This window comes from Pseudonocardia sp. N23, assembly GCF_002583555.1.
In the GTDB taxonomy this organism is placed as follows: Bacteria; Actinomycetota; Actinomycetes; order Mycobacteriales; family Pseudonocardiaceae; genus Pseudonocardia.
On record NZ_BEGX01000052.1, the window covers coordinates 107116 to 131747 of the forward strand.

The 24632-nt window shown below is 71.6% G+C and carries 23 protein-coding genes, 2 tRNA genes and 1 pseudogene; 14 read left to right on the forward strand and 12 right to left on the reverse strand.

Annotated elements, in window-relative coordinates:
• Positions 1-8 precede the first annotated feature (8 nt).
• The 3 genes from orn (at position 9) to TOK_RS13915 (ending at position 927) form a co-directional block, all read left to right on the forward strand.
• The gene (gene orn, locus TOK_RS13905; protein ID WP_098958278.1) at positions 9-623 is read left to right on the forward strand and encodes an oligoribonuclease; all 615 of its coding nucleotides are present in this window, start codon (positions 9-11) and stop codon (positions 621-623) included.
• 48 nt (positions 624-671) lie between these two features.
• Positions 672-744 (forward strand) — tRNA-His (locus tag TOK_RS13910).
• 107 nt (positions 745-851) lie between these two features.
• A tRNA-Lys gene (locus TOK_RS13915) sits at positions 852-927 on the forward strand.
• Positions 928-1124: 197 nt separating this feature from the next.
• On the opposite strand, the pseudogene TOK_RS35365 reads toward TOK_RS13915, so the two are convergent.
• Positions 1125-2216 (reverse strand): annotated as a pseudogene (locus TOK_RS35365) (tyrosine-type recombinase/integrase); the annotation flags it as partial.
• A complete protein-coding gene (locus tag TOK_RS13930; protein ID WP_098958279.1) occupies positions 2213-2698 on the reverse strand; it encodes a helix-turn-helix domain-containing protein in 486 nt (161 codons plus the stop codon). The pseudogene TOK_RS35365 and the gene TOK_RS13930, both read right to left, overlap by 4 nt.
• A gap of 123 nt (positions 2699-2821) precedes the next feature.
• On the opposite strand from TOK_RS13930, the gene TOK_RS13935 reads away from it, so the two are divergent.
• The 3 genes from TOK_RS13935 (at position 2822) to TOK_RS13950 (ending at position 6143) form a co-directional block, all read left to right on the forward strand.
• Entirely contained in the window at positions 2822-3052 is a 231-nt protein-coding gene (locus TOK_RS13935) for an AlpA family transcriptional regulator (protein WP_098958280.1), read from the forward strand.
• A 295-nt stretch (positions 3053-3347) separates the two neighbouring features.
• Positions 3348-5600 (forward strand): AAA family ATPase, encoded by a 2253-nt coding sequence (locus TOK_RS13945; RefSeq protein ID WP_141566393.1) that lies wholly within the window; start codon positions 3348-3350, stop codon positions 5598-5600.
• Positions 5601-5834: 234 nt separating this feature from the next.
• A complete protein-coding gene (locus TOK_RS13950; protein ID WP_098958283.1) occupies positions 5835-6143 on the forward strand; it encodes a hypothetical protein in 309 nt (102 codons plus the stop codon).
• Between the two features lie 450 nt (positions 6144-6593).
• Here the strand turns inward: TOK_RS13950 and TOK_RS13960 are convergent, their stop codons facing one another.
• The gene (locus tag TOK_RS13960) at positions 6594-6803 is read right to left on the reverse strand and encodes a hypothetical protein (protein ID WP_141566394.1); all 210 of its coding nucleotides are present in this window, start codon (positions 6801-6803) and stop codon (positions 6594-6596) included.
• A 158-nt stretch (positions 6804-6961) separates the two neighbouring features.
• Here TOK_RS13960 and TOK_RS13965 point away from each other — a divergent pair, with 158 nt between their 5' ends.
• On the forward strand, positions 6962-7516 hold the full coding sequence (locus TOK_RS13965; protein WP_098958285.1) for a hypothetical protein: 555 nt from the start codon (positions 6962-6964) through the stop codon (positions 7514-7516).
• A 645-nt stretch (positions 7517-8161) separates the two neighbouring features.
• Here TOK_RS13965 and TOK_RS13970 read toward each other — a convergent pair.
• From TOK_RS13970 to TOK_RS13990, 5 genes are all read right to left on the reverse strand, one after another.
• Positions 8162-8464 carry a hypothetical protein gene (locus TOK_RS13970; protein WP_098958286.1) on the reverse strand — a complete coding sequence of 101 codons (303 nt, stop codon included), beginning with the start codon at positions 8462-8464 and terminating at the stop codon, positions 8162-8164.
• The gene (locus TOK_RS13975) at positions 8461-9723 is read right to left on the reverse strand and encodes a protein rep (RefSeq protein ID WP_172457567.1); all 1263 of its coding nucleotides are present in this window, start codon (positions 9721-9723) and stop codon (positions 8461-8463) included. Before TOK_RS13975 ends, TOK_RS13970 begins: the two co-directional genes overlap by 4 nt.
• On the reverse strand, positions 9720-10862 hold the full coding sequence (locus TOK_RS13980; RefSeq protein WP_098958288.1) for an FtsK/SpoIIIE domain-containing protein: 1143 nt from the start codon (positions 10860-10862) through the stop codon (positions 9720-9722). Before TOK_RS13980 ends, TOK_RS13975 begins: the two co-directional genes overlap by 4 nt.
• Before the next feature lies 1 nt (position 10863).
• Positions 10864-11256 (reverse strand): hypothetical protein, encoded by a 393-nt coding sequence (locus TOK_RS13985; protein ID WP_098958289.1) that lies wholly within the window; start codon positions 11254-11256, stop codon positions 10864-10866.
• A gap of 68 nt (positions 11257-11324) precedes the next feature.
• Positions 11325-11555 carry a hypothetical protein gene (locus tag TOK_RS13990; protein ID WP_098958290.1) on the reverse strand — a complete coding sequence of 77 codons (231 nt, stop codon included), beginning with the start codon at positions 11553-11555 and terminating at the stop codon, positions 11325-11327.
• A gap of 972 nt (positions 11556-12527) precedes the next feature.
• On the opposite strand from TOK_RS13990, the gene TOK_RS14000 reads away from it, so the two are divergent.
• Entirely contained in the window at positions 12528-12983 is a 456-nt protein-coding gene (locus tag TOK_RS14000; RefSeq protein ID WP_098958292.1) for a nitroreductase/quinone reductase family protein, read from the forward strand.
• Complete coding sequence (locus tag TOK_RS14005; protein WP_098958293.1) at positions 12980-14257, forward strand: FAD-dependent oxidoreductase; 1278 nt, start codon at positions 12980-12982, stop codon at positions 14255-14257. The genes TOK_RS14000 and TOK_RS14005 overlap by 4 nt, the downstream gene beginning before the upstream one ends.
• Here the strand turns inward: TOK_RS14005 and TOK_RS14010 are convergent.
• The gene (locus TOK_RS14010) at positions 14233-14868 is read right to left on the reverse strand and encodes a DedA family protein (RefSeq protein WP_098958294.1); all 636 of its coding nucleotides are present in this window, start codon (positions 14866-14868) and stop codon (positions 14233-14235) included. The two genes, TOK_RS14005 and TOK_RS14010, sit on opposite strands and share 25 nt — an antisense overlap.
• A gap of 114 nt (positions 14869-14982) precedes the next feature.
• Here TOK_RS14010 and TOK_RS14015 point away from each other — a divergent pair, with 114 nt between their 5' ends.
• Positions 14983-16113, forward strand: a complete 1131-nt coding sequence (locus TOK_RS14015) for a sorbosone dehydrogenase family protein (protein ID WP_098958295.1) — start codon at positions 14983-14985, stop codon at positions 16111-16113.
• 265 nt (positions 16114-16378) lie between these two features.
• A complete protein-coding gene (locus TOK_RS14020; protein ID WP_098958296.1) occupies positions 16379-16693 on the forward strand; it encodes a putative quinol monooxygenase in 315 nt (104 codons plus the stop codon).
• 4 nt (positions 16694-16697) lie between these two features.
• Here TOK_RS14020 and glpK (TOK_RS14025) read toward each other — a convergent pair whose 3' ends face one another.
• Together glpK (TOK_RS14025) and TOK_RS14030 are read right to left on the reverse strand one after the other, a co-directional pair.
• On the reverse strand, positions 16698-18203 hold the full coding sequence (gene glpK / locus TOK_RS14025; RefSeq protein WP_098958297.1) for a glycerol kinase GlpK: 1506 nt from the start codon (positions 18201-18203) through the stop codon (positions 16698-16700).
• A gap of 103 nt (positions 18204-18306) precedes the next feature.
• Positions 18307-19068 carry an IclR family transcriptional regulator gene (locus TOK_RS14030; protein ID WP_098958298.1) on the reverse strand — a complete coding sequence of 254 codons (762 nt, stop codon included), beginning with the start codon at positions 19066-19068 and terminating at the stop codon, positions 18307-18309.
• 196 nt (positions 19069-19264) lie between these two features.
• On the opposite strand from TOK_RS14030, the gene TOK_RS14035 reads away from it, so the two are divergent.
• The 3 genes from TOK_RS14035 to TOK_RS14045 are packed head-to-tail and all read left to right on the forward strand — an operon-like array spanning position 19265 to position 23356.
• Positions 19265-20083, forward strand: a complete 819-nt coding sequence (locus tag TOK_RS14035) for an MIP/aquaporin family protein (protein WP_098958299.1) — start codon at positions 19265-19267, stop codon at positions 20081-20083.
• A gap of 13 nt (positions 20084-20096) precedes the next feature.
• Positions 20097-21614: a glycerol kinase GlpK gene (glpK, locus tag TOK_RS14040; RefSeq protein WP_098958300.1), complete on the forward strand. Its 1518-nt coding sequence runs from the start codon at positions 20097-20099 to the stop codon at positions 21612-21614.
• A 32-nt stretch (positions 21615-21646) separates the two neighbouring features.
• Positions 21647-23356, forward strand: coding sequence for a glycerol-3-phosphate dehydrogenase/oxidase (locus TOK_RS14045; protein ID WP_098958301.1), 1710 nt, complete (start codon positions 21647-21649; stop codon positions 23354-23356).
• A 62-nt stretch (positions 23357-23418) separates the two neighbouring features.
• Here the strand turns inward: TOK_RS14045 and TOK_RS14050 are convergent, their stop codons facing one another.
• Complete coding sequence (locus TOK_RS14050; RefSeq protein ID WP_098958683.1) at positions 23419-24630, reverse strand: kynureninase; 1212 nt, start codon at positions 24628-24630, stop codon at positions 23419-23421.
• Positions 24631-24632 lie beyond the last annotated feature (2 nt).

A 24632-nucleotide genomic window follows, 5' to 3' on the forward strand; every position in this document is an offset into this window, starting at 1 on the left:
CTGGCGGGATGAACGACCGTCTGGTGTGGATCGACTGCGAGATGACGGGTCTCGACCTGCAGCGCGACGCACTCATCGAGATCGCCGTGCTCGTCACCGACGGGGACCTCAACGTCCTCGGTGAGGGTGTCGACGTCGTCATCCACGCCGACGAGTCCGCCCTCGCCGCGATGCCCGACGTCGTGCGCGACATGCACGCGCGGTCGGGGCTCACCGAGGAGGTCCGGCGGTCGGACGTGACGCTGGACGAGGCGGAGCAGGCCGTGCTCGCCTACATCCGCGAGCACGTGCCCGACGCGGTGTCGGCGCCGTTGGCGGGCAACTCGATCGCCACCGACCGCGGCTTCCTCGCCCGCGACATGCCGGAGCTCGACGCGCACCTGCACTACCGCATGGTCGACGTCAGCTCGATCAAGGAGCTGTGCCGGCGCTGGTTCCCGCGGGTGTTCTACGCGAAGCCGGAGAAGGGCCTCGCGCACCGCGCGCTGTCCGACATCCGCGAGTCCATCCGCGAGCTCGCCTACTACCGGGCGACGCTGTTCGTCGCGCCCCCCGGGCCCACATCGGAGCAGGCCCAGGCGGCTGCCGCCGCGGTGTCGGGGTCCGGTGTCGGAGGCGGTTGAGCGAGGCGCTACTCTTGTTCACGTCACCGGCTGAGGCCGGTGCCGATGGTGGGTGTAGCTCAGCTGGTAGAGCACCTGGTTGTGGTCCAGGGGGCCGCGGGTTCAAGTCCCGTCACTCACCCGGAGCGCGGTGCCCCACCGCGGAGGGGCCGGAAAGCGCTGTGATAGCGTTCCGAAGGCGCCGAGCGGTGGGGCGCAGCAGTTCCAGGTCACACAATTCAATACTCTGCGCCGTTAGCTCAATTGGCAGAGCAGCTGGCTCTTAACCAGCGGGTTCGGGGTTCGAGTCCCTGACGGCGCACCATCCCTGACCTGGGAGGATTCACCTCCTCTCAGGTCTTTTTTCTGTCCAGAATCGGGCCGAATGGTCACCGACTGGTCACCGCGGTTTCTGGGCACCATCGCCGCAGCACGCTCGGCGAGTTGACGCCCGACCCCTTCCAGCAGGTGTGAATAGGTGTCGGCGGTGATGGCCACGGAACTGTGACCCAGTCGCTTCGACACCAGCGCGATGTCGACGCCGGCCGCGAGGAGCATGCTCGCCTGCCCGTGTCGCAGGTCGTGGAGACGCACCGGGCGCAGACCCGCCGCCACGGCCAGCTCGCGGAACCGCTTCGTCACGGCGTCGAGCGCGAGCGGGTTGCCGTCCTCGCGGGCGAACACCAGGCCGTGGTCGACGTACGCGGCGCCCCACGCGAGGCGCTCGGCGTCCTGGGTGAGCCGGTGCGCGAGCAGCACGCCGACGACGCCACCGTCCAGGTCGACGCGGCGGGCCTCCCCGCTGCGGGTCTTCGGCTTGCCGAACGAGTGGCCCTTGTGACGCTCGCCGCACGACGGGCACGGGGTCGGGGAGTCGACCTGGACGAGCTGCTGGCGGACGACGATGACGCCCCGCTCCAGGTCGACGTCGGACCAGCGGAGTCCACATGCCTCACCGCGGCGCATCCCGGTGGCGGCGATGAGTTCGAAGAGGGCCGACAGCCGGTCCCCGGTGATGGAGTCGAGGAACTGGCCGAGCTCGGCCGGCTCCCACGGCTGGACCTTGTCGCGCTCGACCTCGGGGAGCTCGACGCCCTCGGCGGCGTTGAACGCGACGAGCTGCTGACGCCTCGCCGACGCCAGCGCACTGCGCAAGGTGCCGTGCACTCGGCGAACGCTCACCGGCCCCGCAGTCACGGTCCGCAGCATCGCGCTGACGTGCAGGGGGCGGACGTCGCGCAGCCGCAGGTGGCCGAGCTGCGGGGTCAGGTGGTCGCGGATGTGGGCGCGGTAGGAGCGCTCCGTCGTGGGACGCAGCTTGCCCATGGCCACCTTCATGTCGACCCATTCAGCCAGGTACGCGCCGAGCGTCATCCCGTTGTCGTGGGCGTGGGTGCCGTCGCCGATCGCCTTGATGACGTCGCCCATCGCCAGCTCGGCCTCGGCTGCCGTCCGGAAGCCGCCGCGCTTCTCCTGCCGGCGCTTCCCGTCCGACCCGCGTCCGAGGTCGACGACGTAGTACCAGGACCCGTGGTCCTTCTTGCAGGCCAGGCGCTTGCCGGCGGCGTTGCGGACGACCGGGCAGCCGCAGCGCTTGTGCAGACTCCCCCTCACTCCGTCACCTCATCAGCTGGCAGCCCTCGCATCGACGACATCATGCGGGCGTAGAAGTCCTCCAGGTCACGAGCGGCTGCTGTGTCGTGCCCAACCCGCGCCCGCAGCTCTCGCGCGATGCTCTGCACCTTCATCAGCACCATCGGAGTGATCGCCTCTGACCGCACCGGCTCACGGCCGAAGGCGTGCAGGGCGAACGTGATCTCTTCACGGTCCAGAGACTGGCCATCGAGGAGCTCCACCGATGCCGCCTCTGCGGGAGGCGTCAGGAGGTGGCTCACAGGAACGCCGAGCACGAGCGCGAAGGCAACCAGCTCCGCCGCGGTGAACGCCCGTCGCCCCTTCTCCGCTGCCCAGACAGCCTGCCTCGTCCAAGGGCGCCCGAGGCGCTTTCCGATCTCGTCAGCCAAGTCCTGCTGAGAGGCACCGCTCTTCTCGCGAGCGTGCGCAATGTGCTGACCCACGACCTCTTCGATCTTCATCTCGCCTCCCTCCTGATGTTGTCTACAGCTTACCTGTCTACGGACATCTTGCAACCCTCCGGACTGCATGGGATCGTTAGTAAGTCAGAGAGTTACGGTCTGACTGGATACGACGGAGGACCAATGCCCCGAACGATCAGCTCGCTCAGCCACGGCGACTTGCTCGCCCTGCCCCCCGCTGTCGACGTGCAGACCGCCGGCAGAGCTCTCGGCATCGGCCGCTCAACGGCCTACGACCTGGCGCAGCGCGGTGAGTTCCCCGTGCCAGTGCTTCGCGTCGGCCGCAGCTACCGGGTTCCGACCGCGGCGCTGCTCGACCTCCTGGGCGTGCGGCGTACCCCGATCGTCGCCTGACCTGCACGTCCCGCGCGATGCCAACGCGCGGTTCCCGCTCCCCAACGCAAGCGGCCCGACCACCCGTGCTGGCGGGTCGAGGCCGGGCCGCCGCTGAACGAAGGGTTCTCCCACCCGTGTCAACGCACAATCAGTCTACATCGGACGGACGTCGGGACCAGCGCCTCACGACGCCGAGCCAGCTCGTCATCGACCGGCGCAGCGGCATCGTCTATCCGGTCGTCGATCCTCCGGGCATCAGCGATGCCGTCGCCCGCGTCCTGCACGCCCGCAACGTCGCCATGATGACCGGCACGTGCCCCGAGTGCAGTGCCGCGCTCGTCATGCCGAACCGGGCGGAGCGACGCAAGAGCAAGCGCGCCGGCATCACGTACCTGCGGGCTCGGATGGTGCACGACGACGACTGCCCAGCCATCGATCCGAGCGTCCCGCAGCTCACCCCCGAGACGGTCGAGCTGTGAGCGCGCCGGCAATGCCCTCCCCTCTCGACCTCGCGAAGGCCGCACGTGACCGTGGCTGGCGTCCGATCCCGCTGCACGAGCGAAGCAAGCTGCCCGCGGGCCCGTGGGAGGTGAAGGCGGCCAGCGAGCCCACCGACCAGATGCTGGCGCTGTGGTTCGGCGGCGACCCCAGGAACGTCGGCGTGGCGTGCAAACGCTCGGGCCTGCTCGTCGTCGATGCCGACCGTGAACGCGCCCTGGAGGATGCGGCCGCCGACTCCGGCCAGACACTCCCCCTCACCTACCGGGTGCGGACGCGCAAGGGCTGGCACTGGTACTTCGACGCCACCGAGCATCCCGACCTCGGCAACAGCCCGGGTCGGCTCGCCGACTACGGCTGCGACGTGCGCGGCGGAGGCTCAACGCACGGCGGATACGTGGTCGCCGCGGGCTCCACCCATGAGAGCGGCCACGTCTACGCCGCGGAGGACGAGCATGTCGCCCCCGCACCGCTGCCCGACTGGGTCGCCGAACTGATCGGTCAGCAGCAACCCCGCGAAGCTCTCTCACCCGAGGTGCCCACAAGCCCGCTCAACCCCGCCAAGCGCACCGCCTTCACGCGCTCGGAGGCCGACGCGTGCGTACAGGGGCCGGGGCGGCGGTTCACCGAGTCGGTCGAAGGCGGCCAGAACAACGCACTGAACGAGCTTTGCATGGCACTCGGCCACTTCGTCGAGACCGACGACCGGCCAGGTCACTGGAGCCGACGGGACGCCGAGCGATGGGCCGAGGACGCGGCCCGGGAGAACGGGTACGCGCAGCGGGACCCGACGGGGATGCGCGCCACGATCCGCAGCGGTCTCGAGGCTGGCATGCGCGATCGCTGGCCCTGCATCGTCGCGGGTTCCGAGCCCAGCGCGGCGGCAGCGGACGACCCGATCGCGCAACGCGTCGCCGACGAAGTACTGAAGCTCCAGATCATGCACCAGGCGCGGCGGCAGTTCGCCGAGCTGGAACGCGCCAGCCGACCCCGGCTCACTGATGGCCTGATCGACGTCCGCGACCTGGCGCAGGTCGCCCCGCCCGAGATGCTGATGGCCGGCCTCATCCAGCGTGCGGGCATCGGGTTCCTCGCCGGGAAGTGGGGGAGCTACAAGACGTTCCTGGCTGTGTCGTTCGCCTGTCACCTGGCCACAGGGACGCCTTGGCAGGGCCGAGAAGAGTTCGCGGTGCCCCAGCCGGTCCGCGTGCTCTATGTGGCGTCCGAAGGCGCGTCAGGCGTCGCCGAACGGGTGCGTGCCTGGGAGCGGGTGCACGACGACATCCCCGCGGGCATGCTCGCGGTCTACCCGCGGCCGGTGCGGCTGAACTCGGACGCCCAAGTCGCCGAGCTGGACGAAATCATCGCCGCGCACGGCTTCAGCTTCGTGGTCATCGACACCTACCACCGATCAGCGCCCGGTACGGAAGAGAACTCGGCCACCGAGTTCGGCGTCGTGTACGAAGCAGTCGCTGCGCTGCGCGACAAGCACGGCACGTCGTTCATGTTCAACGACCACACCGGCCACACCGGTACCCGACCCCGCGGCTCGTCAGCCAAGGCGGACGACGCCGACTTCATCCTGCTCGCCGACGTCGACGGCGAGGACCGCAGCGCCACCGCCCAACGGACCCTGCGCGTGATGAAGCTGAAGGACGCCGAGGTTCGTGGGGAGTGGCCGATCCGGCTTCGCCTTGTCGCGGAGAGCGGGGCGAAGGGTTCGGCCATCGTCGAGCTGGGCACGGCCGGGGCGTCCGCGGTGATGTTCGACCGCGACCTGAAGTGGTGGCTGGACGAAGTTCCGACCCCTCTAGCCGAGCGGTTCAACCGCCAGGCCGGCCGCTCCGCCGCACTCGACATCTGCCGCATCCTCAACGCGATCAACGACGAGGACGGGGAGACACCCGACGGCCTCCGCAAGGTCGCCGAGGCCGGTCCGCGCAGGCACAGCATCAGCACCTGGAAGGCCGGCCTCGCACTCGTAAAACGGACTGGCGTCGTCGGGCAGGGCAGCACCTCGACGCGGCTCGTTCTGCACGATCCGTGGCCGGTGGAGAGGGCCGAATGAGCGGTACGAGTAGCGGTACGAGCGACCCCCTACTCGTACCGCTACTCGTACCCGGTCCTCGGACCGCTCGGCCTGCACTCGTACCGACTCTGACCTGGGGACTCGTACCGCTCGTACCGCACTCGTACTCGGCCGCAACCACTACTCGTACCGGCCCTCCCCTCCCTTAGGGAGGGCCGAGTAGTCCGAGCAGGACGAGGAAAGACGCCCAAGACCATCAGAGAGGACCCGTTCATGATCCGCGAACTCATGCCCCAGCCCAGCGAGCTGTGGGCCGTCATCACCGACGCAGCACACACCACTGGCCGCATCGGCCGAGTCGTCGCCTGGGCACTCGACGCCGTAACCGAGAACCCCAGCCTGATCCCGATCGTCGCCCGCAATGGGGCTTCCACCGCCACGATCGTCGACGGCGAGGACGTCGTGGAGCTCTACGACCGACGAGCCGAAGCCGACAACCGGCTGTCCCAGCTCATCGGCGAGACGCGGGTCATGCCACCGCCCGACGTGGCCGTCCTCGGAGCCCGGTGTGGGCAACGATGACCGAGACGACAAACCCCGACAATCCCGGCCATGTAGTTGACAGTTCCCGTTGTGATCGGCCCTCGCGCGCGCGAGAGCTCGTTTCCAGCAAGATCGCAGCCGCCTCGGTTGGGGTCAGCGTGCGGACGCTCGGGAGGTGGCACGCGGCCGGCCTCGTTCGCCCCGTACTGGTCACTGTCGGCGGGCATTACCGGTGGGATCTGGCGGACCTGCGCGCTGTGGTGGCGGAGTACAAGTACCTCCCGGACTTCGACTACCCCGAGCCCGACGGGCACGCACCTTCCCCGCCCGAGCCAGCAAGCCGCACGCAGCCGCGGCCTGTGCAGCGGCCCGAGCGAGTCCCCCGGTTCAGACGCATCTGAGCGACGGTGACCAGCGTGTGACCACCCCGCCTCTGAGCTGCGGCGATACAGGCTCCCGTTGATACCGAATCAGCGGGTGAGGCGGGTGTCAGGACTCGTCGTCGAAGGGGCCGAGCGCATCCAGACGAGCCTGGACCTGGGCGATCAGGCGATCCGCTTCGACCTTGCTCGTGCCCTGGTCCGCCTTGATGAGCTTGATGAGCTCCAGGCACTGAGCACGTTGCCACCGACGGCGATCCTCGTGCGTCTCCGAGGCGTACGCCGCGAGCATCTCGGGGTCTTCCCACGGCAGTTTCACGGTCACGAGCGTCGGTTCGTCCCAGCGCCCTGCCGTGTTACGCGCCGCGCACCCGGCCGCTCGCCGTGGTCGCGCAGTTCGACGAGGATTCCGCAGGTCACTGCCTGTCCACTGTGGACCTATCGATGCGACAATGGGACCGACGACCTGGAGGACCAGTGAGCATCCCTGCGCACGCCCGCGTAGACCGCAACGGCCGCGAGCTGCCGGCTGCCGCGCTCGCCGTCCGAGCTCAGCACTACGAGCACTGGATGTCCCAGGCCCGGCGCCTCATCAATGCACGCAGCAACCACCACCTGGTGGATGGGCTGATCCTGTCCAGTAGCGCGGCCACGGGTCGACCACTGCCGACCGGGGCGATGCAGGCGCACGCGGCCAGGTTCCGCGACGGTGAGCAACGCTTCGGCAGGCTGTGGGCCGAGGTGGACCGTCGGTCCCATGGCCGACTGAAGCGCGCAACCGACGAGGCCGAACGGCGCGAGCTGGCGCGCCACCATGACCGGCCGTCGATACAGGCCACACGCCTGGCCGCCATCCGCTCGCTGACCGCTGACGGCCGACGAGGCGACCAGCGAGCTGCGCGCAAGGCCGGCCAGCTCGCCGTCCTGAGCTTTGTCGATGACTGCATCGTCGATGCCGTGGCCCGCACGGTCGCGACCAGCCTGCGCCGGCACCTCTCCCACCCCACCAACCACCGAGCGAGGACACGATGACCACCCTGGACGAACGCATCGCCCTGGCCGACGCGGAGGCCGCCGAGCTGGCCGCGAACCCGGACCTGGCTGACCTGCCCATGGATGAGATCCTCGCCGCCGCGGAGGCCGAGCGGATCGCTCGCATCATCGCGCGGACGCGGGCGGTGCGCGAGGCGCAGGCGCGGGCAGCCGAGCTGCGGGCGCGGGCGGAGCGCCGACACGCGGCGATCGACTCGCACGAGGCCGCCGAGCGGGCCGAGGTGCGGCGGATCGAGGCGGCGGACAAGGCACTGCGTTCCTCGCGGGACCGACTCGCCAAGGCCTCCAGCGCCGCTGTGGAAGCGCTTCAGGCGCTGTGGGATGCCGGGCAGGCCCACGACGGCCTCGTGGCGCAGACAGCGCGTGAGCTGCGCGCCGCAGGCCTTCCGGCGCGCTACCAGGACGGCGACCTGGCGGAGGACTTCGCCACGGGCGGCGCCACGGACGGCGCGGTCGTGCTCGGGGGGCAGTGGTGGGTGCGGCTCGCGCCGTGGGCGACGCACGCTGGGGAGGCTAACGATGCGACCTGCCGCGCCGGCCCCGAGGCGATGACAGCGCCCCGGGACCGGCGAGCTCCAGCCCGAACCCGAGGCGCCGGCAGCACCCCGGGGTCGGCTGCCCCGACTACGACGCCAGCGCGTGGTGGCGCTGGGCGAGCTGGAACGACGGCAGGAACGAGCCGTGCACGTAGAAGCGGCCCCGCGGCGACACCTGGAGCAGGTAGACCTCAGCGCTGCCACCGCGGCGGATGGCCCGCAGGATCGCCCGATCGCCGTCGGGGGCGAGCATCGGCGCACCGGTGTTGTCCCGGTAGACAGGCCAGTACGGCGTGCCCTTGCCCGCGGGCTGCGGGTCGGCTACGTGGCCGTCGAGCGGTCCGCCGAGGTATCCGACCTCGGGCCAGTCGACGATCAGCGGTTCGGTCATGGAGTCCTCCGTTGGGTCCATTGTGGATGATCCGGGCGATGGGTGCGGCGTGGTCGTGGTGTGGCCGGGCTCCAGCGGTAGCCGCGGACCTGGAGCCACGCCTTCACTGCGTCGACGCCTGTGGTCTCGGCGACGTCGAGCAGCACGGCGACGTGGCTGCGCACGGCCGGCCAGTCCTCGGGGTCGATCGCGAGGGTGTCGCGGCCTCCGAGTTCATCGGAGACGATCTCCTCGTCGCTACGTTCGGACCGGAGCCCGGCCCAGGACCGCAGGTCACGGGACCAGGTGATCTGGCGGCGGTTGAACGACGCGCGTTCCCACTCCAGCCAGAGCTCGCAGTCGTCGGCTAGGCCGGTGGCCAGGGCGTCGCGCAGGACGGCGAACGGGGAGCGGTTGCCGTCGCGGCCGTCCTTCGCCGACTGGGCGGTCACCTCGGCGGTGATCTTGGCGAGGTAGTCGGCGACCTGTTCCATGGACGGAGCGGTCATCTGCACCGGGCGGACGTCGAGCCCGCCGCGGTTCTCCACTGCGTCCATCCCCTTGCGCGCCAGGGCGTTGGCCCAGCGGTGGAACCATCGGCGCCCGAGCTCGCCGGCCAGGTCGGGGCTCACCGGGCCGTCGAACACCGCGAGGGCGTGGACGTGCAGGTGCCAGCCGTGCTCGCCGTGGGTGGCCTCCACGACCCGCACCCAGCCCAGCAGGCCCCAGGCCGCGCGTTCCCGCTCACACTGCCGCCCCGAGGTGACCGCGCCCCACGCAGCGGACAGGGCGCCCCACAGCTCGCCGAGGCGTTGCCCGGCGCGGTGTCGCATGGTCAGGGTGACCAGGTGGGCTGTGCCGCGGGCGGCGTGCACCGCCTCCAGGACGGCCAGTAGCTCGCCCGAGCGTTCCCCGGCGATGCGGCGGGCGCACACCGGGCAGGCCCACGGGGACCCGCAGGACTGGAGCCCGGCGAGCCCGGCGCGGCGACCCGCGGGCGTCTCGGAGACGCGCAGCACCGGGCCGCCCGCGCTGGAGTGGGTGACGCGGCCGCAGTTGCGCAGCCGCGGCAGCGACGACCAGTTCCACAGTCGCTCCCGCCATGCGATGGCGTCGGCCCGGCGGGCTCGTCGGCGATCCTCGCGGGCGGCCTGCTGACCTGCGGTGGAAGGGTTGTCCGCAGTAGTACCAAGGGGTCGGCCGCTGCGCGGCCTCCCGCCCCGCGCCCCCGACTTCGTCGGGCGCGGGGCGCTGGCGCTCACGGTGCCCGCGGTCGTCATGCGGCCGGCCTTCCCGCGGTGATGGCCGCGGCGTAGTCGCCGTAGCTGCCGATCCACGGGCCGCGGATGCGGGCGAGCGGGATGCCCGGCCAGGTGCACAGCGCGATGCCGGGCGGTGCGGCGATGTGGCCGGCGGCGTAGGTGTCGGCGTCGGTGTGCAGGAGCTTGATGGAGTCCAGGCCGTCGACGCGGAAGGTGAGGCGTCCGGCGCACTGGGCCCGCTCAGCGCCGCCCACGATGGTCGCCTCCGCGCGCTGGGCGGCGAGGACGACCCGATAGCCGACCTTGTGGGACTCGGCCAGCAGGCGGGCGACCAGGGCGCGGACGCGCTTGCCGGTGGCGGTGCTGTCGGTGTCGAGCGCGCGCAGCACGGCGGGCCACTCCTCCAGCACGACGACACGCAGCGGCCACGCCGGGCCGACGGGCAGGACGTCGCGGTCCGCGGGCATTGCCGCGAGGCGGGCGTCCATGTCGGCGACCAGGCCGGCCAGCACCGCCTCGGTGGCGGCGAGGTCGCCGAGGCCGAGCGCGATGCGCCCACGGTGGTGGGTCGCGGCGAAGGGGCGCAGCGTGATCCCCGAGGGGTCGACGCCGGCCACTTCCACCTCGGCGCGGTGGGCGAGCTGGGCCAGCAGCGCGTAGAGCCAGGACGACTTGCCCGACCGGGTCTGGCCCTGTACCAGCAGGTGGGGGAGGTCGACCGGCTCACACCGCAGGTCGTTGCCGTCCTCGCCGCGCCCGATCAGCAGGCCCAGCCCCGGCGTGAGCGGGAGCGTGTGGGCCAGTGGGTCGGCCAGCAGCAGCGCCACGCGGGCGTAGCCGGGCTGTTGGGCGGTCACCCGGGCCGCGGCGACGCCCATGCCCTCGGCGAGGCGGTCCGCGACGGCGGCCAGGTCGGCGGCGAGCTGGCTGGGCATCAGCTCGATGGTCAGCACCGGTGCGCCCCGCAGGTCAGCGGCGACCATCCGCGGGGTGGCGATGAACCCGACGCCGGCCCCGTTGCTGCCCGCACGTCCCAGACCGGCGCCCTCGGCTGCGGCGCGCCACTGCGCGGCGAGGTTGTCGGCGACCGCCTGCCCCTCGCGCAGCCATCGACGGCGCGAGCTCGGGCGCCGGTCCGCGCCGTCGATGGCTGCCATCTCAGGCCGCCTGTCCGTGCTGAGCAGGCTTGCCAGCCTGGCCCTCGATGCCTTCGGCCTTCAGCGAGACCTTCGCCCGGTTGGTGCCCTGCTCGACGTAGATGGTGGCGGTGAGGTTGCGGAACTTGACGGGCTTCCACTTCTCGGTCCGCGGCTCGTCGTGGCTGGCGATGGTGACGCCGATGGCCTCGGCTCGCATGGCGTCGTCGTCGTCGACGATCACGTCGACCGTCCAGAGCGGCGCGCCCAGTGTGCCGTCGGCGAGCTTCTCGCGGGCCTGGTTGCCGCTGGCGCGGCGGTTGCCGTCGGCGAGTTCGACGTACTCGGCCTTCGACACGACCTTGCCGGTGCCCATGAACTGGATGCGGGACATGTCGACGGGGATGGAGCGCATGGTGGTTCTCCTGGTGGGTGCGTGAACAGACCGCGCGCCGGACGGCGGGCGGGGGGTGTGGCGGAAAGTCAGCCGTGCAGGTGCAGGCGCGAGCGGTGCCCGGGTGGGCGAGCTCGGCTCAGCCGCAGGTTCGCCAGGCACGCGAGGGCGAGCGCCCAGGCCGCGGCGGTGGCGGTCATAGCGAGGTAGACCGCGGCGGGTGTCGCGCCGGTGGCGATCCACACGACGGACAGGACGATGCCCGCGGCGCCGGCCAGGGCGGCGACGATGCAGAGGGCGAGAAGGACGGCGCGGGTCATCGCTCACCCCGCGGTCGGTGATTCTCTCGCTCCGACGGCCCGGCCTCCAGGGCGCTGCGCGTGGCTGCGCCATCGGCTTCGCCGACCCTGGACCCCGAACCGTCTCCGTCGAGCCTGGCCGGGACCGGGATGAAGCCGGGGGTCTGCGTGCGGAGCAGGTAGCGCATGGCGCCCACGAGCTCGAAGGCGGCGCAGGCCCGCTCTTCAGCGGGTACGTACGCCCCTCCCGCGCGCTCGACGAGCTCCCGCAGTAACGCGAGGTGGTGGGCGGGGATCACGACGTCGCCGGGTTGAGGGTCTACGTCTGAAGGGGGTTGCGTCGATACCGTTGGCACGGGTCCACTCCTGATGGATCAAGTCCCCGGGGCCGGCGGTGCGAACGCCGCCCGGGGGCGAGTACAGAGACCACGGGAGTTGGTCACCCAGTGGTCACAGACGATCCAGAACAGGGACGTACGTCGCAGTGCTGACCAGCACGCTCTTGGCGGGCTGACCTGCACAGGGACTCTCTCCCAGCACGGACCAGCATGGTTCAGGACGGACTAGAGCCGTCTCTTAACCAGCGGGTTCGGGGTTCGAGTCCCTGACGGCGCACAATGACGTGACCTGGAAGAAGCAGTTCTTCCAGGTCATTTTTCATGTATTGACTCATCGATTCCTCGCCGCCGCCGATCTCACCGGCAGCCTGCGACGACGTCCCCGCCACGGCTCCGGCGAACACCACCTTCGGTGGATGTCGATGATCAGGATTCCGCGGAGTGCGGAGCCCCGCAACTCATCCAGGGCTTCGATGCGTGGTCCCGCGGTCGATACGGTCCTGGTGTCCCCGACAGGACGTCCCTGTCCGGTCCCTCCCGCAGTCCCCCGACCGGCCACGTTCCGGACGATATCCACGAACGGGCCGTTCAGCGGATGGACCACCGTTCACGGATTCGTCGCGCGAGGGGCCGCATGCGCCGTTACCGTCGACGAGTGCCCGGCCCCGACCTGGTAGCGCTCAACGCGTCCATGATCGACAGAATTCTTCGCGAACCGCCCGACCCGATCGTCGACGGCGGCTACGCGCGCCGAGTGCTGCGCACCCGCGGCCGCCGCAGCGGGGTGACCCGCTCGACGCCGATAGGGGTCGTCGGCCTGGACGGTGGCCACTACCTCGTCTGCCCGGACGCGAACCGCGACTGGGCGCGCAACCTCGCCGCGGACCCCGGCTGCGCCGTCGTCTCACGCGACGACGAGCAGCCCTGCACGACCGTGCCGGTGCCCGACGACGAGGCGGCCCCCGTCGTCGCCACCTACCTGTCTGCGATGCGGGACATGCCGTTCGCGACCAAGGCGTTCCCGGTCGGCCCCGACGCGGCGCCCGAGGAGATCCGCCCCCATCTGGGGACGATCCGGGTGCTGCGCCTCGTAGCGCGGGAGACGCCATGAACGACGGGTTCGACCCGGAGGTCGTCGTCGCGGGCGGTGGTCCGGGCGGGATGGTCACCGCCTACCTGCTGGCCCGCAGCGGTGTGCGGGTCACGCTGCTGGAGTCGCACCGCGACTTCGACCGCGACTTCCGCGGCGACTCGCTGCACCCCTGGACCCTCGAGCTGCTCGACAGCCTCGGCCTCGCCGGCGACCTCCTCGCGCTCCCCCACTTCGCTGCGCGCTGGTTCCGCTTCCACACCCCCCACGGCACGATCCGCACCACCGACTACGGCGGCCTGCCGACGCCGTACAACTACGTCGCGCTCATGCCGCAGTCCCGGTTCCTCGACTTCATGGCCGCCCGCGCCGCCGAGCTGCCCGGGTTCGAGCTGCGGCTCGGCGCGAAGGTGACCGGGCTCCTCGTCGACGGAGAGACCCCCGACGGCGCGCCCGAGGTCACCGGGGTCCGCTACCGCGACGCCGCGTCCGGCGCCGAGCGCGAGCTGCGGGCGCGCCTCGTCGTCGGTGCCGACGGACGGTTCTCCCGGATGCGCCGCCTCGCCGGGCTCACGGCCGAACCGCTGGGCGCGCGCAGCGACCTGCTGTGGTTCCGGCTCCCCCGCCACGACGACGACCCGCCCGAGGCCGACGTCGACCTCTACTTCGGACGCCACCACTACGTCGGGCTCCTCGGGGGGCCGACGGACTGGCAGATCGGGTACTCCCTGCCCAAGGGCGGCTACCCCGCGGTCCGCGACGCCGGGGTCGAGCCGATCCACCGCTTCGTCGCCGAGCACGTGCCGTGGCTCGCCGACCGCGTCGAGAAGCTGACGTCGATGGACGACACGACGCTGCTGTCGGTCGACATCTCCCGCGTCGCGACGTGGTGGCGGCCGGGGCTGCTGCTGATCGGCGACGCCGCGCACGTCATCTCCCCCGTCGGCGGCAACGGGATCCTGATGGCCGTCCAGGACGCGGTCGCGGCCACCAACCGGCTCGTCCCCGCGTTGCGCGCGGGCCGGGTCGGCCCCGACGTGCTGGCCGCGATCCAGGCCGACCGCGAACCCGCCATCCAGGTCGTGCAGGCCCAGCAGGTGCGGACGGAGAAGCGCGTCGCCAAGGCCCGTGAACGCGGCAGGCCGATGTCGCCGCCCGCGATCCTGCGGCTGGTCACAGCTCTGCCCGGGTTCCGGGTGCGGGCCGCGCGGCGCAACGCCTACGGCCCCAACCCGCCCGCGCTCGACGTGTCGCTGCTGGTGACGCGGGCTCAGTCCTCGGACTCCGCGGCATAGTCGTCGGCCATCCGCCGGGTACGCCGGCGGATGACCACGCTGACGCCCAGCCCGATCACCACCGCGACGAGCAGCGCCACCCACGAGAACCGCGACAGCCAGTGCTCCGCGACCACACCCAGCGAGTAGACGAGCATCGTGGTGCCCGTGGCCCACACGATGCCGCCGAGCGCGTTGGCGGCGAGGAACCGTGGGTAGTGCATCCCGAGCGCACCCGCGAGCGGGCCGGAGAAGATCCGCAGCAGCGCGACGAAGCGGCCGAAGAACACCGCCCACATCCCCCACCGGGTGAAGAACCGCTCGGCGACCTTCACATGGTCGGGGCCGAAATGCCTCGGGAAACGGCGGCCGAGACGATCGAACAACGACATGCCGTAGCGACGGCCGATGGCGTAGCCGATCGAGTCACCGACGATCGCGCCCGCACCCCCCGCCACCGCGATCCACATCGGCGACACCGCCAGCTCGTGATGCGACGCCAACAGCGCCGCGCTGACCAGCACGATCTCGCCGGGCAGCGGGATCCCCAGGCTCTCGATCCCCACGACGAGCCCGACCAGCAGGTACACCGTCAGTGGCGGGATCGTCTGCAGCACGCTGTCGAGCCACATCGTCGTCCCTCCCCGGTCCCGCGCCCAGTCTGCCCCTGCGCGCCGTGGCATGTGGGCCACCCGATCGGCGGACCGCGACGGCCCTGTCCGTCACGGGTGGTTAGCGTGGATTCCGTGCGCATCGCAGCCCGGGGAGTCACAGCCCTCATCGCCCTCGTCCTCGTGGCCGTCCTGGCGATGGCCGCCTGCGGCAGCACCACCCCGGGCCCCGTCGACGCCACCGCCCAGGTGCCGACGCCCGCCGCCACCTCCGACCTCGCGCCGCAACGCACCCCCGGCGCGCCACGCGTCCTGCTCACCGGGCTCGAGGTGCCGTGGGGCATCGCGTTCCTGACCGACGGCAACGCGCTCGTCACCGAACGGGATTCCGGCCGGATCGTGCGCGTCACCCCGCAGGGCGCGGCGACGCCCGTCGCCACCGTCGCCGGGGTCGTGGCCCGCGGCGAGGGCGGCCTGCTCGGCATCGCCGTCTCCCCGCAGTTCGCCACCGACAAGGCGATCTATGTCTACTACACCTCCGCGCAGGACAACCGCGTCGTGCGGCTGCAGGTCGCGCCTGACGGCACCGTCGACGGCAACACCCAGCAGGTGATCGTCTCCGGAATCGGTGCCGCCTCGATCCACAACGGCGGCGGGCTCACGTTCGGCCCCGACGGGATGCTCTACGTCGCGACGGGCGACTCCAGCCGCAGCGACGCCTCCCAGAACCGCGACGACCTCGGCGGCAAGGTCCTGCGCGTCACCCCCGACGGCGCGCCCGCCCCCGGCAACCCGTTCGGCACCGCCGTCTGGACCTACGGGCACCGCAATGTCCAAGGCCTCGCCTTCGGCCCCGGCGACCGGCTCTACGCCACCGAGTTCGGCCAGAACACCTTCGATGAGGTCAATCTGCTGACCCCCGGCGCGAACTACGGATGGCCGACCGTCGAGGGCATCGCCGGGCAGGCCGGCTTCACCGACCCGCTCGTCACCTGGGCGACCTCCGCCGCCTCCCCGAGCGGCCTCGCCTATGCCGGGGGTTCGCTGTGGGCCGGCGCGCTGCGCGGGGAGCGGCTGTGGCGGATCCCGCTGACCGCCGACGGCCGCACCGGCACCCCGGAGGCCCTCGTCACCGGGGAGTTCGGGCGGCTGCGCGGTGTCGTCGCCACTCCCGACGGGTCGGCACTGTGGGTGACGACGAGCAACCGCGACGGCCGCGGCTCCCCCGCCGCCGACGACGACCGCATCCTGGTCGTCCCCCTCTGATGGGCCTGACCCGCCCGGTCCGCCGATCCGGGCCGGTTCGGGCCGCCGCCTCGTGCACTCCTGAACGTCAGGAAGGGCACTTTCCCGCAGCCCGGTCGCGGGTAAGTGCCCTTCCTGCAGTCGGGGCGGGGTGCACGGACGGGGTGCAGGGGCCGGGGTGCACGGACGCCGTCCGGTCGTGAGTGGCGATGGTCGCCGCAGCGACCATCGCCGCTCACAGGGTGCCTCCGTGGGCGGTGGGGACGGCCCCGTACCGTCGGGACCCATGAGTGGCGACAGGGTCGGGCGGTACGTACGGATGGTCGCCGTCGAGGGGCAGGGGCCGGCGTTGGCCGAGGGGCTGTTGCGCGTCGCCGAGGGTATGCGCGACGCCCCCGGGTGCGAGCTCTACGTCGTCAACCGCACGCCCGACGAGGACGACGCGGTCTGGATCACCGAGGTGTGGACCGACGAGGAGTCGTCGGAGGCCGCCCTCAACCGCAACCTCGGCGAGGCCGGGATCGGCTCGGTGCTGGGGCTGCTCGCCGGCCCACCCGAGTTCATCGAGCTCTCGCCGGTCGGTGGTCCGGGCCTGTCCTGAGGGGTCAGGACGGCAGTACCCAGTCGTAGCTGCGGTCGACGGCCCGTCCCCAGTTGGCGTGCTCGCGGCGACGCAGCGCCGGGTCCATCGCCGGTTCCCAGGCCGCGGCCCGGTGCCAGTTGGCGCGCAACGTCTCCAGGTTCGACCAGTGGCCGACGGCCAGCCCCGCCGCGTAGGCGGCGCCCAGCGACACCGCCTCCGACCCGAGTGGGCGCTCCACCGGCACGTCGAGGACGTCGGCGAGGAACTGCATGAGCAGATGGTTGGCCGTCATCCCACCGTCGACCTTCAGCCGGGTGACGGGCAGTCCGGAGTCGGCGTTCATGGCGTCGACGACCTCGCGGGTCTGCCAGCCCGTCGCCTCCAGCACCGCCCGGGCCAGGTGGCCGCGGTCGATGTAGGACGTCAGCCCGACCATGACGCCGCGGGCGTCGGGGTGCCAGCGCGGCGCGTAGAGCCCCGAGAACGCGGGGACGATGTAGCAGCCCCCGTTGTCCGGGACGGTGAGGGCGAGCGTCTCGATCTGCGGCGCGGTCTCGATCAGGCCGAGCGAGTCGCGGAACCACTGCACCAGTGAGCCCGTCATCGCGATCGAGCCCTCCAGCGCGTAGACGGGTTCGCCGTCGCCGAGGACGTAGCCCATCGTCGGGATCAGCCCGTGCGTCGACTCCGCGATCCGCGTCCCCGTGTTCATCAGCAGGAACGCGCCGGTGCCGTAGGTGCACTTTGCCTCACCCGGTGCGAAACAGGTCTGGCCGACGAGCGCGGCCTGCTGGTCGCCCAGCGCCCCCGCGACCGGGACGCCCGGCAGCACGGCGGTGCACGTGCCGTACACCTCGGAGTTCGACCGGATCCGCGGCAGCATCCGCTCGGGGACGTCGAGCGCCTCCAGCAGTGTCGGCGACCACTCCCGGGTGCGGATGTCCATCATCATCGTGCGGCTGGCGTTGGTGACGTCGGTGACGTGCACGCCGCCGTCGGGCCCGCCGGTGAGCCGCCAGATCAGCCAGGTCTCCATCGTCCCGAACAGGACGTCGCCGCGTTCGGCGCCGGCCCGCGCGCCCGCGACGTTGTCGAGCAGCCAGCGCAAGCGTGGACCAGCGAAGTACGTCGCCGGGGCGAGCCCGCACACCGACGAGAACAGCTCGCCGTGGCCCTCGCTCGTCAGCCGGGAGACGATGCCGTCGGTCCGGGTGTCCTGCCAGGTGATCGCCCGGGCCAACGGGAGCCCGGTGTGCCGGTTCCAGATGACGGTGGTCTCGCGCTGGTTCGCGATGCCCAGCGCCGCGATGTTCTCCGGGCCGAGCCCCGCCCGGCGCAGCGCCGCGGGCACGATCGAGGCGACGTTGCGCCAGATCTCCTCGACGTCGTGCTCCACCCGCCCGGGCCGTGGGTAGTGCTGGCGGTGCTCGCGCTGGGCGACGGCCAGCATCCGCCCGGCGCGGTTGAACAGCAGGCAGCGGGTCGAGGTCGTGCCCTGGTCGATCGCCGCGACCACGCGCTCACTCACGGCGCTCCCTCGCCGGCGGCCGCCGCCCCCACCCGAGGTCGGGAGGTGGGGCAGGAGTGCGCCACCCCGAGCTCCAGGAACGCCGGGCGGCCGGGTGGAGCGCTCACGAGTGCCCCAGCGTCACGGAGATCTCACCCGCGGCGGCGGTCAGCTGGTCGACGAGCCGCGCCCGCACGACGCCCCCGGCCCCGAAGAGGTGCTCCACCGGCGCGCTGATCCCCAGTGCCCCGACGGCGAGCCCGCCGGCCCCGCGCAGCGGCACCGCGGCCCCGCCGACGCCCTGGGTGTACTCGGCGAAGCCCGTCGCACAGCCCCGGCGCCGGGCCGCGACGAGCTGGCTCTCCAGTGCCGCGGGTGTGGTGGCGGTACGGCCGGTGTAGCGCTGCAGGTCGAGGTCGCGGGCGGCGGGGGTGACGAGCGGCGCGAAGGCGAGCAGGCACTTGCCCAGCGCGGTGGCGTGCATGGGCACGGTCTCGTTGGTGCGCAGCCGTTGCGGCGAGCCGTCGGGCCGGAATACGTGGTGCACGAGGCTGACGACGCGGCCGTCGGGAACCCCGACGAACACGGCGCAGCCGGTGCCGCCGGCGAGGGCGTCGGCCCAGTTCATGGACCGGGAGCGCAGGTCGTGGCGGTCCCAGCCGGGGGTGGAGAGGCTGCCGAGGCCGGCGCCGACGGTGTAGAGCGCGTTGGTCGGGTCCTGGTCGACGAAACCGACCTCACGCAGGGTGCGCAGGATGCCGTGGGCGGTGGGCCGGGGCAGGTCGAGTGCTGCGGAGAGCTCGGCGAGAGCGAGCGGGCGCCCGGTGCTGGCGAGCAGCCGCAGCGCCGCGGCCGCCCGCTCGATCGACTGGATCGTGCCGGGCACGTTCCTGAGCCTAGCCCCGTGTGTGACCGTTTCGACCATGTCGATTCGACATTGACGAACACCTCAGGTTGCCCCCGTCACACGAGCTTCCTAGCGTCCCATCGCGCGCGGGAATGGCACGGCCGGAGGGGCCCGGAGGAGGGGTATGGGCGGCCGTCCCGGCGACGACACAGCACCCCACAAGGAGGGCACTGCTATGCGAAAGACATTGCTCGGCGAGCTCAGCGCCGAGTTCGCCGGGACGATGATCCTCATCCTGTTCGGCGTCGGCGTCGTGGCGCAGGTCGTCACGTCGCCCGAAGGCACCCTCGGCGACCACGACTCGATCGCCTGGGCCTGGGGCCTCGGCGTCACGCTCGGCGTCTACGTCGCGGCGCGGCTGTCGGGCGCCCACCTCAACCCCGCGGTCACGATCGCGCTCGCCGCGTTCAAGGGCTTCGAGTGGCGGAAGGTGCTGCCCTACTGCCTGGCGCAGTTCCTCGGCGCGTTCGTCGCGGCGCTGATCGTGCGGGTCGTCTACGCCGACGCCATCGCGAAGGTCGACCCGGGTCACACCATCAAGACCCAGGGCGTGTTCTCGACGCTGCCCGGCAACGGTCTCGACGGCATCGGCATCCCGACGGCGTTCCTCGACCAGATCGTCGGCACCGCCATCCTGATCTTCGTGATCTTCGCGTTGACGACGGCGGTCAACAACCCGCCGCTGGCCAACCTCGGCCCGGTCGTCGTCGGTCTGCTGGTCGTCGCGATCGGCATGGCGTGGGGCACGAACGCCGGGTACGCCATCAACCCCGCACGTGACTTCGGCCCGCGGCTCGCGTCGCTGATCACCGGCTACTCGACGGCCATGTACGACCAGCACGGCGACCTCTACTTCTGGCTACCCATCGTGGCACCGATCATCGGCGGCCTGATCGGTGGCGGCCTGTTCATCCTGCTGATCGACCGCTACCTGCCCAAGGACGAGGAGTTCACGCCGACCCCGCCCGTGTCCGAGCCGCGCGCCAACACCTGAGGAAGGACGACCCATGGCTGACTACGTCGGCGCCATCGACCAGGGCACGACCAGCACGAGGTTCATGATCTTCGACCACTCCGGCAACGAGGTGGGCCGCCACCAGCTGGAGCACGAGCAGATCCTGCCGCAGGCCGGCTGGGTGGAGCACAACCCCGTCGAGATCTGGGAGCGCACGTCCGCGGTCCTGCAGAGTGCGCTGAACAAGACGGGCCTGTCCTCGTCCGACCTCGTCGCGCTGGGCATCACCAACCAGCGCGAGACGGCGGTCGTGTGGGACCGGAACAGCGGGCGGCCGTACTACAACGCGATCGTCTGGCAGGACACCCGCACCGACCGCATCGCGTCGGCGCTGGAACGTGAGGGCAAGGGCGACGTCATCCGGCGCAAGGCCGGTCTCCCGCCCGCGACGTACTTCTCCGGCGGCAAGATCCAGTGGATCCTGGAGAACGTCGACGGGGTCCGGGCGGCCGCCGAGCGCGGCGACGCGATCTTCGGCAACACCGACACGTGGCTGATCTGGAACCTCACCGGCGGGCGCGACGGCGGGGTGCACGTCACCGACGTGACCAACGCCAGCCGCACGATGCTGATGGACCTCGAGACGCTCGACTGGGACGACGAGCTGCTCGGGTTCTTCGACATCCCGCGGCAGATGCTGCCCGAGATCAAGCCCAGCTCGTACACGGCCGGATACGGCAGCACCCGCACGAACGGCCCGCTGGGCGGCGAGGTACTGATCACCGGCGACCTGGGCGACCAGCAGGCCGCGACCGTCGGCCAGGTCTGCTTCGCCCCCGGCGAGGCGAAGAACACCTACGGCACCGGCAACTTCATGCTGCTCAACACCGGTACCGAGCTGATCCGCAGCAAGGCGGGTCTGCTGTCGACGGTCTGCTACAAGTTCAACGACGAGGCCGTCGTCTACGCGCTGGAGGGTTCCATCGCGGTGACCGGTTCCGCCGTGCAGTGGCTGCGCGACCAGCTGGGCATCATCTCCGGTGCGGCGCAGTCGGAGTCGCTGGCCCGGCAGGTCGACGACAACGGGGGGGTGTACTTCGTCCCCGCATTCAGTGGTCTCTTCGCCCCGTACTGGCGTTCCGACGCCCGGGGCGCGATCGTCGGCCTCTCGCGGTTCAACACCAACGCGCACCTGGCCCGGGCGACGCTGGAGGCGATCTGCTACCAGAGCCGCGACGTGATCGAGGCGATGGAGAAGGACTCCGGCGTGCACCTCGAGGTGCTGAAGGTCGACGGCGGCGTCACCATGAACGAGCTCTGCATGCAGATCCAGTCCGACGTGCTGGGTGTCGACGTCAGCAGGCCGGTCGTCGCGGAGACGACGGCGCTGGGAGCGGCCTACGCGGCCGGGCTGGCGGTCGGGTTCTGGAAGAACACCGACGAGCTGCGACAGAACTGGAACGAGGCCCGGCACTGGTCGCCGGAATGGAACGACGAGCAGCGCACCGAGGGCTACGCGAAGTGGAAGAAGGCCGTCGAGAGGACGTTGAACTGGGTGGACGTCGGCTGACGACGGACATCCACTCCTAGGGAAGGACACTCATGAGATCGGTCGCGCTCTCCCCCCAGGCCCGGGCGGACGCCCTGGCTGCCATGGCGGGGACCGAGCTCGACGTGCTCGTGATCGGTGGTGGCGTCGTGGGTGCGGGCAGTGCCCTCGACGCCGCCACCCGCGGGCTGACCGTCGGGCTCGTCGAGGCCCGGGACTTCGCGTCCGGGACGTCGAGCCGTTCGAGCAAGCTCATCCACGGCGGTCTGCGGTACCTGGAGATGCTGGACTTCCGTCTGGTCGCCGAGGCGCTGCAGGAACGCGGTCTGCTGATCCAGACGATCGCGCCGCACCTGGTCCGTCCGGTGCCGTTCATCTACCCGCTCAAGCACCACGTGTGGGAGCGGTTCTACGCGGGCGCGGGCGTCGCGCTCTACGACACGCTGAGCATGTTGTCGGGCCGGGGCCGCGGCGTGCCGCACCACCGGCACCTGACGCGGGCGGGGGCGCGCCGGATCGTGCCGTCGCTGCGCAAGGACTCCCTGGTGGGAGCCCTGCAGTACTACGACGCGCAGGTCGACGACGCGCGGCACACGATGTTCGTCGCCCGCACGGCCGCGGCCTACGGGGCACACGTCGCGTCCCGCGCGCGGGTCGTCGCGCTGCTGCGTGAGGGCGAGCGGGTCACCGGCGCCGAGATCCACGACCTGGAGACGGGCGAGACGGTCAGGATCCGGGCGAAGCAGGTCGTCAACGCGACCGGGGTGTGGACCGACGACACCCAGGGCCTGGTCGGCGAGCGCGGCCAGTTCAAGGTCCGGGCCAGCAAGGGCATCCACCTGGTGGTGCCGCGCGACCGCATCCAGGGCGACTCCGGGCTGATCCTGCGCACCGAGAAGTCGGTGCTGTTCGTGATCCCGTGGTTCCGGCACTGGATCATCGGGACCACCGACACCGACTGGTCGCTCGACAAGGCCCACCCCGCCGCGAGCGCCGCAGACATCGACTACCTGCTCGACCACGTCAACGCCGTGCTGGAGCAGCCGCTCACGCACTCCGACGTCGAGGGCGTCTACGCCGGGCTGCGGCCGCTGCTGTCGGGCGAGTCGGAGTCGACGTCGAAGCTCTCGCGCGAGCACGCCGTGGCGCACACGGTGCCGGGGCTGGTCGTCGTCGCGGGCGGCAAGTACACGACCTACCGCGTCATGGCCAAGGACGCCGTCGACGCCGCGGTCCACGGCCTCGACGCCAAGGTGCCGGACTCGGTCACCGAGAAGGTGCCGCTGCTCGGGGCGGAGGGGTTCAAGGCCCTGCTCAACGCCCGGCACCGGCTCGCGGCGAAGCACGGCGTGCACGTCGCCCGCATCGAGCACCTGCTCAGCCGCTACGGCTCGATGATCGACGAGGTGCTCGCGCTCGTCGACGACGACCCGTCGCTCGGCGAGCCGCTGGCCGGGGCACCGGACTACCTGCGCGCGGAGGTCGTCTACGCGGCCTCGCACGAGGGCGCCCGGCACCTGGAGGACGCGCTGGCCCGTCGTACCCGCATCTCGATCGAGACGTTCGACCGCGGTGTGGGATCGGCCGACGAGGCGGCGCGGCTGATGGCGTCGGTGCTCGGCTGGAGCGACGAGCAGGTCGGGCGCGAGGCCGAGCACTACCGCAAGCGGGTCGAGGCCGAGCGGGAGAGCCAGAAGATGCCCGACGACGAGACCGCCGACGCCGCTCGCATGGGTGCGCCGGAGATCGTGCCGCTGGCCTGACCTGCAGACCACCCCGGGGGGTACCGGTGAGTGGCGATGGTCGCTCCGGCGACCATCGCCACTCACGACGTCTGCAGGACCTCGGCGAACACGGTCATGGCCCGGTGCAGCTCGGCGAACGACGTCGTCAGCGGTGACAGGCCGATCCGGATGCCGTCCGGCGGGCGGTGGTCGATGATCACGCCCGCGGCGATCAGCCGCTCCGAGAGCGCCGCTGCGTCCGGGTGCGTCACCGTCACGTGCCCACCGCGGCGGGCCGGGTCACGCGGGGAGCCGAGGCCGGCACCCATGCCGTCGGCCAGCGTCACCGCGAGCTCGGTGAGCGCGACCGCCTTGGCGCGGATGCGCCCGATCCCGGCCTCGGCGACGAGCCGTACGCCTTCGTCGACACCGATGAGGCCCGTGATCGGCGGCGTCCCGGACAGCGCGCGGCGCATCCCCGTCGACGGCGCGTAGTCCGACGTCATCGCGAACGGGTCGACGTTGCCCATCCAGCCTGCGATCGGCTGGACGAACTCCTGCTGCAACGCGGCCGCGACGTAGAGGAACGCCGGCGCCCCGGGTCCCGCGTTGAGGAACTTGTAGGTGCAGCCCGCGGCGAGGTCGACCCCGGCGGCGTCGAGGTCCAGCGGCACCGAGCCGGCGCTGTGGCAGAGGTCCCAGACGACGAGCGCGCCCGCGTCGTGGGCCGCCGCGGTGATCGCGTGCAGGTCGGCGATCCAGGCGGACTTGTACGCGACGTGGGAGAGGGTGACGAAGGCTGTTCTCTCCGACACTGCGTCGTCGATCTCCTCCAGGGTCACCCCTGCTGCGGGGCCGGGCGAGATCCAGCGCACCGTCAGCCCGCACTCCGCCGCGACCGCCTCGACGACGTAGCGGTCGGTCGGGAAGTTCCCACGGTCGGCGACGACCTCGTCGCGGCCCGGGCGCATCGCCGCGGCGGCGCGCATCAGCTTGTAGAGGCACACCGTCGTCGAGTCGGCGACGACCGTCTGCCCCGGCGCGGCACCCAGCACCGCGGCACCGAGCCGGTCGCCGATCTCGAAGGGCAGCTCCATCCAGCCCTCCGACCAGGACCGGATCAGCCTGCTCCCCCAGTCGTGGGCGACGAGCTCGGCCAGCCGCTGCGCCGTCGCCTTCGGCGGGCGGCCCAGGGAGTTGCCGTCGAGGTAGGCGACGAGACCCGGGTCCTCGGGGGCGACGAACCGGTCGCGGAACGAGGCGAGCGGATCGGCGGCGTCGAGAGCTTCGGCATCCGTGAGGGTGGGCGGCATGG